13 protein-coding genes and 1 tRNA gene are annotated in these 13,135 nt (G+C 29.8%); 13 read left to right on the top strand and 1 reads right to left on the bottom strand.

Features of this window, described 5'->3' with window-relative positions; all coding sequences use genetic code 11:
* The first annotated feature begins 255 nt into the window (after positions 1-255).
* The 7 genes from MHI13_RS07775 (at position 256) to MHI13_RS07745 (ending at position 5,968) form a co-directional block, all read left to right on the top strand.
* Complete coding sequence (locus tag MHI13_RS07775) at positions 256-870, top strand: succinate dehydrogenase cytochrome b558 subunit (protein WP_070548276.1); 615 nt, start codon at positions 256-258, stop codon at positions 868-870.
* A gap of 80 nt (positions 871-950) precedes the next feature.
* Positions 951-2,717: a succinate dehydrogenase flavoprotein subunit gene (gene sdhA, locus MHI13_RS07770; protein ID WP_049416189.1), complete on the top strand. Its 1,767-nt coding sequence runs from the start codon at positions 951-953 to the stop codon at positions 2,715-2,717.
* Complete coding sequence (sdhB, locus tag MHI13_RS07765; RefSeq protein WP_070519125.1) at positions 2,717-3,574, top strand: succinate dehydrogenase iron-sulfur subunit; 858 nt, start codon at positions 2,717-2,719, stop codon at positions 3,572-3,574. Before sdhA ends, sdhB begins: the two co-directional genes overlap by 1 nt.
* A gap of 175 nt (positions 3,575-3,749) precedes the next feature.
* Positions 3,750-4,547, top strand: a complete 798-nt coding sequence (gene racE / locus MHI13_RS07760) for a glutamate racemase (RefSeq protein WP_054105445.1) — start codon at positions 3,750-3,752, stop codon at positions 4,545-4,547.
* Between the two features lie 30 nt (positions 4,548-4,577).
* Positions 4,578-5,159: an XTP/dITP diphosphatase gene (locus tag MHI13_RS07755; RefSeq protein ID WP_017175711.1), complete on the top strand. Its 582-nt coding sequence runs from the start codon at positions 4,578-4,580 to the stop codon at positions 5,157-5,159.
* Positions 5,159-5,671 carry a YfcE family phosphodiesterase gene (locus tag MHI13_RS07750; protein WP_017175710.1) on the top strand — a complete coding sequence of 171 codons (513 nt, stop codon included), beginning with the start codon at positions 5,159-5,161 and terminating at the stop codon, positions 5,669-5,671. The genes MHI13_RS07755 and MHI13_RS07750 overlap by 1 nt, the downstream gene beginning before the upstream one ends.
* A 223-nt stretch (positions 5,672-5,894) precedes the next feature.
* Positions 5,895-5,968, top strand: a tRNA-Arg gene (locus MHI13_RS07745).
* A gap of 71 nt (positions 5,969-6,039) precedes the next feature.
* On the opposite strand, the gene MHI13_RS07740 is transcribed toward MHI13_RS07745, so the two are convergent.
* Complete coding sequence (locus MHI13_RS07740; protein ID WP_228452093.1) at positions 6,040-6,762, bottom strand: tyrosine-type recombinase/integrase; 723 nt, start codon at positions 6,760-6,762, stop codon at positions 6,040-6,042.
* Positions 6,763-6,862: 100 nt separating this feature from the next.
* Between MHI13_RS07740 and MHI13_RS07735 the strand changes: the two genes are divergently transcribed.
* The 6 genes from MHI13_RS07735 to MHI13_RS07710 all read left to right on the top strand — a co-directional run bounded on the left by MHI13_RS07735 (position 6,863) and on the right by MHI13_RS07710 (position 12,735).
* A complete protein-coding gene (locus tag MHI13_RS07735) occupies positions 6,863-7,108 on the top strand; it encodes a hypothetical protein (RefSeq protein WP_019835738.1) in 246 nt (81 codons plus the stop codon).
* 6 nt (positions 7,109-7,114) lie between these two features.
* Positions 7,115-7,450 (top strand): hypothetical protein, encoded by a 336-nt coding sequence (locus MHI13_RS07730; protein ID WP_070548274.1) that lies wholly within the window; start codon positions 7,115-7,117, stop codon positions 7,448-7,450.
* Positions 7,451-8,133: 683 nt separating this feature from the next.
* Positions 8,134-8,295 (top strand): hypothetical protein, encoded by a 162-nt coding sequence (locus MHI13_RS07725; protein ID WP_168210225.1) that lies wholly within the window; start codon positions 8,134-8,136, stop codon positions 8,293-8,295.
* A gap of 99 nt (positions 8,296-8,394) precedes the next feature.
* Complete coding sequence (locus MHI13_RS07720) at positions 8,395-8,541, top strand: hypothetical protein (RefSeq protein WP_176743962.1); 147 nt, start codon at positions 8,395-8,397, stop codon at positions 8,539-8,541.
* A 518-nt stretch (positions 8,542-9,059) separates the two neighbouring features.
* The gene (locus MHI13_RS07715) at positions 9,060-9,560 is read left to right on the top strand and encodes a MepB family protein (protein ID WP_070548272.1); all 501 of its coding nucleotides are present in this window, start codon (positions 9,060-9,062) and stop codon (positions 9,558-9,560) included.
* Positions 9,561-11,397: 1,837 nt separating this feature from the next.
* Positions 11,398-12,735, top strand: a complete 1,338-nt coding sequence (locus MHI13_RS07710) for a hypothetical protein (RefSeq protein WP_070548270.1) — start codon at positions 11,398-11,400, stop codon at positions 12,733-12,735.
* Positions 12,736-13,135: the final 400 nt, after the last annotated feature.

Raw genomic sequence — 13,135 nt, 5'->3', positions numbered from 1 at the left:
TATATCTCATTTATTCGTCTTGTTTTTAATTATATTTACTTTTTTAAGACATACTTGTAGTTATGAAAAATAATAATACTCAAACTAATAAAAAGTAGATGTTTGATTTGTTTAATTTTCAGAAAATTTACAATCATTATAACTATTATATTTTTATGCATACGAGTACTAAATAAAATAGTAAATGCGTTTATAGTACTATCTTAAAAAGAAGCTATTTAAATTTATTATGTTTTATAACAGGGGGGACTCCTTTTGGCTAAGTCTAAAAATGAATTTTATCTTAGACGTCTTCATTCACTACTAGGGATTATTCCGATTGGTGCGTTTTTAATTGTTCATTTAATGATTAATCACCAAGCGACTCAAGGAGCTGAGGCTTTTAATAAGGTTGCAGGCTTTATGGAATCTTTACCATTTTTATTAGTAGCTGAACTTATTTTGATTTACATTCCAATTTTATATCATGGATTATATGGTATTCATATTGCTTTTACTGCTAAAGAAAATATCGGCCATTATTCATTATTTAGAAACTGGATGTTTGCGTTACAAAGGTTAACAGGTATTATTGCTTTCGTATTCATCTTTGTACACCTATGGCAAACACGTTTACAAAAACTTTTCTTTGGTAAAGAAATCAGTTATGACATGATGCATCAAACGTTACAAAATCCAATTTGGGTTATCGTGTACATTATTTGTGTTATTGCTGTCATTTTCCATTTTTCTAATGGCATTTGGTCATTCTTAGTAACATGGGGATTTTTACAATCTAAAAAATCACAACGTATTTTCACATGGGTTTCATTAATTATTTTCTTAATTCTGTCATACATAGGTGTGACTGCAATTTTAGCTTTTGCATAAAAAATGAAAGTAAAAAAAGTATAGTTATAAAAGGAATCAATAGGTTAGTTTCAGATATATTTTAGGGGAGTGACAATTCTATGGCAGAGAAAAAAATTATTGTTGTCGGAGGTGGCCTCGCGGGGCTGATGTCAACAATTAAAGCTGCAGAACAAGGTGCACATGTGGACTTATTCTCAATTGTACCTGTTAAACGTTCGCACTCTGTATGTGCCCAAGGTGGTATTAATGGTGCGGTAAATACTAAAGGTGAAGGAGATTCACCATGGATTCATTTTGACGATACAGTATACGGTGGAGATTTTTTAGCGAACCAACCACCAGTCAAAGCAATGACTGAAGCTGCACCAAAAATTATCCATTTATTAGATCGTATGGGCGTTATGTTTAATAGAACAAATGAAGGATTGTTAGACTTTAGACGTTTCGGAGGTACACTTCATCATAGAACAGCATATGCTGGTGCAACTACAGGACAACAATTACTTTACGCTTTAGATGAACAAGTTCGTTCTTTTGAAGTTGATGGTTTAGTTACTAAGTATGAAGGATGGGAATTTTTAGGATTAGTTAAAGATGATGAAAATGCAGCAAGGGGTATTGTTGCTCAAAATTTAACTACTTCTGAAATTAAATCTTTCGGTTCTGATGCTGTTATTATGGCTTCAGGTGGTCCGGGTATTATTTTTGGTAAAACAACGAATTCAATGATTAATACTGGATCAGCTGCATCTATCGTATACCAACAAGGCGCTAAATATGCAAATGGAGAATTTATTCAAATACATCCTACGGCAATTCCAGGTGATGATAAATTACGTTTAATGAGTGAATCAGCACGTGGTGAAGGTGGTCGAATTTGGACTTATAAAGATGGAAAACCATGGTACTTCTTAGAAGAAAAGTATCCTGATTATGGTAACTTAGTACCACGTGATATTGCAACACGTGAAATCTTTGATGTATGTATCAATCAAAAATTAGGTATTAATGGTGAAAATATGGTGTATCTTGATTTATCTCATAAAGATCCACATGAATTAGATGTTAAATTAGGTGGTATTATTGAGATTTATGAAAAATTCACTGGTGATGATCCACGTAAAGTACCTATGAAAATATTCCCAGCAGTACATTATTCAATGGGTGGATTATATGTAGATTATGATCAAATGACAACTATTAAAGGGTTATTTGCTGCAGGAGAATGTGATTTCTCTCAACATGGCGGTAACCGTTTAGGTGCTAACTCGTTATTATCAGCGATTTACGGCGGTACAGTAGCAGGTCCAAATGCAATTAAATACGTTGAAAATATCGAAACATCATATACTGAGTTAGATGACAGTATTTATCAAAAACGTGTAGATGAAGAACAAAAACGTTTCGACGAATTACTTAATATGCGTGGTACTGAAAATGCTTATAAACTTCACCGTGAATTAGGCGAAATTATGACAGCGAACGTTACAGTAGTACGTGAAAATGACAAATTATTAGAAACGGATAAAAAAATTGTTGAGTTAATGGAACGTTATCAAAATATTGATATGGAAGATACACAAACTTGGAGTAACCAAGCTGTATTCTTTACACGTCAATTATGGAACATGTTGCAACTAGCACGTGTCATAACAATTGGTGCGTATAACCGTAATGAATCTCGTGGCGCACATTATAAACCAGAATTCCCAGATCGTAATGACGATGAATGGTTAAAAACAACTTTAGCTGAATATCAAGGTGAATATGAAGCACCTAAATTCACATATGAACCTGTCGATATCAGTTTAATTCCACCGCGTAAACGTGACTATACAAGTAAATCTAAAGGAGGCAAAAAATGATGGCTAACAATCAATCAGTAAAAGAAACTCCAGAAGAATTACGTCATACAGATGAACAACATAATCAAGAAATAACACATAAAGAAGAAAAACACACGCAAAAAACAGTTAAATTAATTGTTAAACGTCAAGATAACCAAGAAGCAAAATCGTATGAAGAAACATTTGAAATTCCTTATAAAGAGAATTTAAACGTGATTGCTTGTTTAATGGAAATAAGACGCAACCCTGTGAATAGTAAAGGAGAAAAAACAACGCCAGTAGTATGGGATATGAACTGCTTAGAAGAAGTATGTGGTGCTTGTTCAATGGTTATTAATGGTCGTGCACGTCAAGCCTGTTCAGCAATTGTTGACCAATTAGAACAGCCGATTCGTTTGGAACCTATGAGTACATTCCCAGTCATTCGTGATTTACAAGTCGATCGTACAAGAATGTTTGATAACTTAAAACGTATGAAGGCTTGGATTCCAATTGATGGTACGTATGATTTAGGACCAGGTCCACGTATTCCAGAAAAGAAACGTCAAACAGCATATGAATTATCAAAATGTATGACATGTGGTGTATGTTTAGAAGTGTGTCCTAATGTAACACGTAATAATAAATTTATTGGTGCACAAGCTATTTCACAAGTACGTTTATTTGATTTACATCCTACTGGTTCAATGACTAAAGATGAACGGCTGAATGCTTTAATGGGTGAAGGTGGTTTACAAGAATGTGGTAATTCTCAAAACTGTGTTAATGCATGTCCAAAAGGTATTCCATTAACAACGTCAATTGCAGCAATGAACCGTGAAACATCATTCCATATGTTTAAATCATTCTTTGGTTCTGATCATCAAGTAAATTAAATATGACATATTTGCCAGCAAAGTAAAAACTTTGCTGGTTTTTATTAATGGAGAATTCAATACGGATATAAATGTTTATTGAGTAAAATAAAAATGAGCAAAAATATCAATTAATGAATGATTAGGTTTGTCTATGGTAAAATAAACGTATTATGTATTATAAGGATGAATGTAAATGAATAAACCCATTGGTGTCATAGACTCAGGAGTTGGAGGACTAACTGTAGCTAAAGAAATTATGCGACAACTTCCTAATGAGACAATATATTATTTAGGCGATATCGCAAGGTGTCCATACGGTCCAAGACCTGGAGAAGAAGTAAAAACTTTTACGACGCAACTTGCTAATAAACTGATGGAATTTGATATAAAAATGTTAGTCATTGCTTGTAATACTGCAACTGCAGTGGCGTTAGGACATTTACAGCAGTTATTACCAATTCCAGTTATTGGAGTCATTGAACCTGGTGCTAGAACCGCTATTATGACTACAAAAAATCAAAAAGTTTTAATTTTAGGTACTGAGGGCACGATTAAATCAGAAGCTTACCGCCATCATATTAAAAGAATAAACCCAAATGTCGAAGTATATGGGGTAGCATGTCCAGGTTTCGTACCACTCGTTGAACAAATGCGTTATGATGACCCTACAATAACTAGTATTGTAATACATCAGACTTTAAAACATTGGCGTAACACAGATGCCGATACTGTTATTTTAGGCTGTACGCATTATCCATTATTATATAAACCTATTAATGATTATTTTGGTGGGAATAAAAAAGTTATTTCTTCTGGGCTTGAAACTGCACGTGAAGTAAGTGCATTACTTACGTTTAGTAATGAACATGCAAGCTATACGCAACATCCAAAACATCGATTTTTTGCAACAGGTGATACGGTTCATATTAAACATATCATTTCTCAATGGCTGAAATTAGATGTAGAAGTTGAACGTATAAAAGTAGATTAAATTTAAAACAGAAGTGAAAGGAAGATTTAAGTGGCAGACATTGTTATAGCTTCTAACAACAAAGGTAAAATAAATGATTTTAAAGCTATTTTTCCAAATGATAATGTTATTGGCATTTCAGAAATTATAAAGGACTTTGATGTTGAAGAAACAGGCACTACCTTTGAAGAAAATGCACGATTAAAATCTGAAGCGGCAGCTAAAGCACTCAATAAAAGAGTGATTGCCGATGATAGTGGTCTAGAAGTATATGCTCTAAATGGTGAGCCTGGTGTATATTCTGCACGTTATGCTGGTCTTGAGAAAAATGATGAGTCAAATATTGATAAAGTACTTAAAAAGTTAGAAGGTGAGACAAATAGAAAGGCACAATTTGTATGTGTCATTAGCATGAGTACGCCAAATGAACCAACACATATGTTCAAAGGAACTGTATCAGGAGAAATTACAACAGAACGTAAAGGTGATCATGGATTCGGATATGATCCTATTTTTTATCTTCCAGAGAAGAACAAAACAATGGCTGAATTAACTACAGAAGAAAAAAGCGATGTGAGTCATCGTGGAAATGCAATTAAAGCTTTAAATGAATTTTTGGAGCGTGAAAAATAATGTCTAAATGGTTAATTGTAAGTGATAATCACACTGAATCTGGAATTCTGTATCAATTATACGACTATCATAAAGACGCAGATATATGCTTACATTTAGGAGATTCTGAATTTAAATATAATGATACTGAATTAAGCTTGTATCAACGTGTAAAAGGTAATTGTGACTTTTATCCTGAATTTCCAAATGAAGACATCATTGAAAAGAACAGTGTTAAAGCATTATACACCCACGGTCATCTTTATGGTGTAAATCAAACACGTATGCGTTTGGCTGAAAAAGCACAATCTCTTGGTTGTCAATTTGCGTTTTATGGGCATACACATATAGCTAAATATGAAAAATTAGGCGACGTCCATATTATAAATCCTGGTAGTATTTCACAGTCGCGTAGTAATATAGAAGAAACATACGCAGAACTACTTATAGAGGATGAAAGTAAAAAAGCTACGCTGAATTTTAGAAATAGAGATCATCAAGTCATACAATCAATAGAATTTGAAATTAATTAACTATTAAAAGGGCTAGGACTACAATGCAAGATAGTCTAGTCCTAGCTAATTTCAAATTTGATACCAAACATTTAGCTATTTAGTTTAACTAAATAGCAACGAAGAAAGTATGTGATTAGTTGCAATTATACGTAATTAGTGGAAAATATAAACTTTTTTTATATTAAAGCTATTGCTAAATAAGATTTCTTTAGATATAATAATACTTGTGTTAAAAAATAATGTCCTGGTAGCTCAGCTGGATAGAGCAATGGCCTTCTAAGCCATCGGTCGGGGGTTCGAATCCCTCCCAGGACGCTAATAAGCCCCGTTAACCGTTGTGGTTACGGGGTTTTTGCTATGTTTGGGGAAAATTTGGTGAAAACAATTTAAAGTTTATTCAAAAACTCAATCATATTTTTATCTTCACGTTCATAAGTTTCTTCTAATAAGTGTAGGTAAACAGATTGTGTGACCAATGTAGAAGCATGACCTAATCTTTTTGATATATAATGTAGACTATAACCATTATGAATTAACACAGACGCATGTGTATGCCTCAAGGCGTTTATCGTAATAGATTTAATGCCTAAGTGTACACATGCTTTTTTTAATACCTTATTTACAGCAGTATTTGATATAACATGGCCATTTACTGTAAATACATAGCCATTAATATTGGCTGGTTTCTTTTCAATAAACTTTTTCACTTTATTTAGCGTATTTGTATCAATAGAGATAATACGATCTGATGTTTCTGTTTTTGTACCAGGCAAATGTATTTTGTTATCACCTAAGTAAAAATCATCACGCTGCATGTTTGCTATTTCAGAAAAGCGACCACCAGTCACTAATGCCATTAATAATACTAATGATGATGTAGTATCTTTTTGTTCTAAATAATGCTTAAGTTTCACATATTCAGTATGGCTAATAAACTTCAAATCTTCACTTTTGCTAGGATTAGCACCTGTGACAGTCGCTTTATATGTAGGATTACGCATAATTAAGCCTTCATGTATTGCTTGGTCACATACATTCCTTACATAACTGTTTAATTTTCTTGCAGTTTCTCTATTGTGATTTTTACCATATTCATATCTATTTGACATGTGATGAGGTAAAAGATGTAATTGCTGTATCTTATCTGTAGAATGGATTATTGAGAGTAAAGAAAATATACTAAAGTACAAAGATAGATCTAAAATTAATATGAATGTTCTCAAAGAAATTATTAGTAAATACTCAAAATCAGATCAAGTAGTTATCATGACTTATATGAATTCTAACAGTCGATTTAGACCAACAAAATTAATAGATAGATTATGTGAAGATATTTTTGAAAGAACAAATCAAAAACGAGGCCAACGTTTTAAAGAGCAAGAAAGAAAAAGAATATTGAGTATTATGAGTATGAGAAAGCCTATTAATACAATGAATAAAACAAAAGGTGCGTGACTATTATTGCTGCATGACATAGCAACAGTTAAAAAGAATATTGAAGAATACCGAAAAAATAAAAGGCGAAGTAATATAGAAGTTGTAGATACATCAATAGAAGACTTTTTCTCTCTTGATACTAATGTGAGTGATGAAGTCCAAAATTTAAATGTAGAAAATCATGTATATATCAATAACTTAATAGATGAAGTTAATTTGATAGCAACAGATAGAGAATTTAGTGTTTTTTGGTTAATCATTAGTGGTAGGGAATTAAATGATATAGCAAAAATATTTAATCTAACTGTTCAAAGAATAAGACAAATATTCGATGAAACAATAGAGAAGTTATTTTATTGAACAGTTTTACAATAAAAAGAACGACACGAACGACGGGTATAAAAAAGGCTATTCAAATAACAACATAATATGAGTGATCTAACCAGTAACAATTGAGAATATTTTTTTACAAAACATTTATTTTAAGACTGTATTCATTGGGTGGGGTCTTTTTTATTTACAACATGTCAAAACCTTATATTTTAGAAAGTTTTAGCAATAGCTTGAATTTGTAAAAAGCGTACATTTAATTGAGTATTAGTAACTTCATGATTATTTATAGCTTATAATTAAGACTAGGCAATACTTTGTGATATGAGATAACCTGTGGCCAGATGTTAATTCGTCTGGTCTTTTTTGTGTAATATTACGGGTAGTCCGTCTATCCTTTTGAGTAGCAGCTTATTTGATTAGACTTTTTTGTGTGACCAAAATTATTGCTCATAGAAGAGCATGAGCCTATTTTTATTAATAAATAATTAAGGTATCGGTATTTTGCAGTACCCTTTATTCTGTATTTAGTGTTAAATAAGAGTTTAATTTGTTAGTATCTAAAGTAAAGATTTGTTTTTCTAATTTTTAAATTTAGCTCATATTTGCGTTTTAAGAGCCATTTGAATAAAAATATATATGAAATTCTCTAAATACTCTAAAAAGCACCTTAAAATTACAAATAAGGGTATTTAAAAGGAGAGATTTAAATCATGAAAATAAGTCAGTGGATAATAAGTTTAGTAGTTGGAATTTTGATATTTTTAGTTGTTTTTTTTATAGGAGATAACTCATTCTCTGTGGCTTTATTATGTGGAGTTGTTGGTTTTATTGGTAATGCGTTAATTGGTTGGAATGCTAGACGAAAAATGTAAGTCATGCATATATGTCGAGAAAATTTATTGATGTTGAGTGGAACTATTTTGGAATAAAGCAATTTTATTTTTTGAGAAGAAAACAAAAGGAGTTTTTACATGCAATTCGGAAATTACAAAATTGATTCGTTTTACTTAATTATGATTATAGGTTTTTTAGTTACTTCTTTATTTTTTCCATTTATGCTTTTATCTGTTCTTGTCTTATTGATTATTGGTTTAGAAAAAGTTGATAAAGAGGGTTAATTTTTGGTTTTGCTTTTTGAAACGAGTTTCTTCTTGTCTTGATACTATGTAGAAATCATTTTTTTAAAATATGAATAGATACTGATATATCAATGTTTCTCTTTGCTTTTTTATATTTTAAGAGACGTTAAATAGTTCATAAACTATATAGAATACCCTAAATGCTCTAAAAAGTATCTTAAAATTGCAAATAAGGGTATTTTAAAATTCAATAACTCTTGTAATAAAATATTAAAAAAAGGAGTTTTTTATGAATGCTGGTTTGTTTTTGATAATTACTATTTGTTGTGGTTTGTTACCAATTATAATTTCTGTAAACGAAAAAAATAAGAAGAATAAAAAGAGGTAGAACACGCATTTATACCGAGAAACTTATTGTACGTTGAGAAGAACTGTTAATTAAATTACAAATATATATAGTGAATGTACTATCCGACAATTCGTTGATTTTGGTTTAATAAAGCATTTAGAATAAAGCAATGTTGATTTATGAATTTTTGAGTAGAAGGGAGTTTTTTATGAATAGTAATTATATTTCTATCGCTTTTTTAAATGAAATACCATTGTTTGATCGTAACTTTTCTTTGATAAAACATGAATTTGAACAATGGAATCAAGAGTATGAGGCTTTTAATTTTGAGTTCAATGGAGTTGAATTTAAAAGTCGATTAGCTAAAAAAACTCCTAAAAAATCAGGTTATTTTGTTGCGTTTTGGTGCAAGAATGAAATTAATAAAAACAGACCTTTTAATTTTGACGAATCAAAAGATAAGTTAATTATTAATATTTTAGATGAATCTAAAAAAGGTCAATTTATATTTCCTAAAGAGCTATTAGTTAAAAAAGGAATTATTAGTTCGGAAAAACATAAAGGAAAAATGGCTATTCGTGTTTATCCTAGTTGGGAACAAAGTTTAAATAAAACAGCAGTTAGTACTCAAAAATGGCAAATCCCGTATTTTTTAGATTTTAGTAAGGGTTTTGATAAGAAAAAAATTAAGGAATTATATTTAGGTTGAGTTTGGTTTTAGAAACGAGTTTTTTCGTGTTTTGATGTTAATACTAAGATGAAAATAAATGTAAGTGTGACGTTTATTTATAAAAAGTAAGCGTTTTCTATTTACATTTAGAGCCTTTTATAAGATAATAACCGTAGCTACTAAAATTTACTACTCAAAATCGAGTATCCTTTAAAATGACTGTATCCGTTGGGTGCAGTCTTTTTGTTTATAACTTGTCAAAACTTTACATTTCATAAAGTTACAAAAAGACTTAAAAGTCCACCTGTAAGCAGTACCTTAAAATAGGGAAGTGGTTTGATAAGACAGTAAAGGACGCCTCAAATTAAGGCTACCTTAGAAAGCTGATACGTTAAGTTACCGTATTAGAAAAAACAAAAGCGAGCTTATTAATCAATAAAAAGCTAACGCACTAAGTTAGTGCATTAGAAAACCGAAATGTCGGTTATCTAATGCTGAAAAGCCGTTTGTGGCTTCTCTGCGTAATCAAAATGGCAACGCAGCTATTTCTTAACTAAATGGCGATTTATATAGATTATCTACGTACCTAAATTGAGTACGCAGCTTATATAATGATCTAGTAGTGAGTTTTATTCCCAAAATATTGGGAATGAGAATGTAAACAATTTATAGATACTGTAAAAATTGTAGACAATGAATAAATTTAATGCCTATAATGACATTAGAAGTTGTTCCCTTATGAAGCACTTCTATATTATATTTTTCTATATGTGAGTCATTTTTTCTTGGCTATGTCCATTGGGCATAGCTTTTTATTTTATTGTAGACAAATATATAAATAATGAGATAATAGCAAAAGAGGTTTAATACCTCTAACTTCTTTACGTACATATAGAGTTTTTACTCTATCTCAACTACAGTGAGGCTAACCTTAATTGGTTAGCTTCTTTTTTGCGTAAAAAAGCACTCTCAACTTAGCTTATGACGGACTAAGTGAGAGTGTAGATGAAAAGTAAGGAGTGAAACGTTTTTATTACTTTATTACATACAAATTAATGATTTTTATTATAATAATATGGCTAAATAAAAATTAGTATGTAATAATAATAATTGAGATTGTCTAAATGGCGACTTTTCCTTTCCATTAAGTATTTCTTCTCCAATGAAAATACTGTATGTTTAGGCAATCTCGACACTTTAAAAGCTTTCATAAATCGCATAACTCTTCAGGGGCGTAAAGCCCCTTTTTGTATGCGAAAAAGTCTCACTAGTACATGACTAGTAAGACTAAGTTTCAATGAAAGCAATGCTAACTACGAATTATTTTAACATACATCTACTTCACTTAATAGACATACATTTTATTATAGCTGCATGAACAATTCGTTCAGTCATGTATAAAAGGGAGTAGGAAAACACGACGCCCTTTGTTAGTTGATCTAAGTAAGGGATGAACGAAACGTTATCCCCCTTATTCATGGGGTCGCGAAACGCTACCCCATGTGTCGCAACTTGCGACGTTAGGTAAATAAATATAGCAACCACTTCGATACGTAAGAACATTTCGAATTTAGGAATATATTAATACACGAGTGCAGTCCTAATTTAGGACTACAACCATTAACCAGCTTGTCAATTTAGCAATGCGGTATAAAAGGGTATGCGTTTTGCTAATACATTAAATAAATAGGTAAAATACCATATTAGGAATGTATTTTTAAAGATAAACAATTTTATGAAATCCATATATTTAAATTTTGAACTTTTAATAGAAACTTTAACAAAATTACTTATAAAACAACAAATTTTTATTTTGTTTTGATAGACTATTATATAATACTGTACAATTGAAATTTATTTTATAAAGGGGATAGTTATGGAAGAATATAAGTACTACATAGATATATTTAATGAGTTGATAAATTCTATGCTTTCGTTAGCAAAAATTAATGAAAAATATGCTAATAAACAAAATTACTTTGAGTTTTTGAAAAGTAATGATAATGATAATTTGAGTGATAAAGATATTGTGGAAATGATAATACATTTAAAAATTCGATTATCTAGGGAAGCACAAAGCAATAATGACAATGAGAAAATTGATGAGGTTACTGAAAATATAAAAAATAAAATTTTGGAATCAAAAAAAGGAAAATTTTTTTATGAGAACATACATAGCAACAATGGTAAAATTTCAAGCAATCATCACTATATAAGACTTTTAATTCATTATTGTAATAAAGAAAATTCAATGATTAGTAAAGAAATAGAAGCAAATAGAAAAAATCAAGTGAAAAATATAATAAGTATTTTTGAAACACTTATGTCGAATTTATTAGCACAAATATATAGAAATGAATATAACCATGAAAAATTAAACGATGAAAAAATTTCATATAAAGATATTGCTCATTTAACTAGTGTAAATGATATTCATGAGTTTGTAATTGAACAAAAAGTTATAAGTTTACTTTATGAAAATATCAGTAAATGGTTAGCAGAATTTGTTAATAATTTCACTAAAACTACTAACAAAAAATTTAAAAGAGAATATTCAGAATTTATCGATATAGTAAATGAAATTTACGAAAGAAGAAATATTATAACGCATAACAATGGCGTTATAAATCATTTGTATATGAAAAGAGTTAATGAAAATATGATTGAAGATAGTTTTTGTATTGGTAAAGAGATTGAAATTACGGAAAATTATATACAAGAGTCAATTAATAATACTTTAAATTTAGGCATTATTTTATTCTTACATGCTTGTGAAAAATTAGGTTACCATAAGAAACTACCATTCATAAACAATATTACATCAATAGGTTTAGAATTATTAAATAGTGGTTATTATAATTGTGGATTAACATTATTTAATGAGATAGATAGAATATTAAAAGATAATTCAGAGCTTTTAGATATCAACAAATATAACATTTTTATTTCTAAATTACTTCTTAATAATCAAAGCGTTAAAAATGAAATCAAAGCTTTTTTCGATAATAAACAGGATCTAAGTAAACAGGATATAATGGCAAAAGCAATATTCTTGAACGAAAATGATTATTTATGTAAAATTGATAATTTTATAAAAGGTTTTACTTATTATAAAATAGTAAATATTTTTGAGTGGCCAATTTTTAAATTATTAGAAAATGATGTTGAATATATTGAATATAAGAAAAATTATTTGTATACTGAAGATGTCTAAAAAAGGAGTAGATAATTATGCAAACAATTAAAGAGATTAAAGAAGTAGAAGTAAATGATACAATAGTAGTTGAAAAATAGAGCAACTCTTATGCAATGAAATTATAAGTTAGTTTTTGACATATCACACCACGCTATTAGTGGTGTTTTTTTATTTAATGATTATTAATAGTAATAATATGTTCTGTGAATTATAATAAGTAATGTAGTTCATTTAGTTGAGAAGCCTTAGTCAAGTTGGTAAACTGCCAGCTTGAAATTAAGCTCGTTATCTTAACATTAATTGTCATATGCAAATTAATTAAATATAGAAAGCGAGTGAAGTCTATGATAAAAGATAATATACAAAGTATAATCTCAGATGTAACAACAAACGGTTTGTGTGATTTTTTAAAAGAAAG

The sequence above is a fragment of the Staphylococcus sp. FSL K6-0223 genome, assembly GCF_038008285.1.
This window is presented reverse-complemented; position numbering and strand designations above follow the sequence as displayed.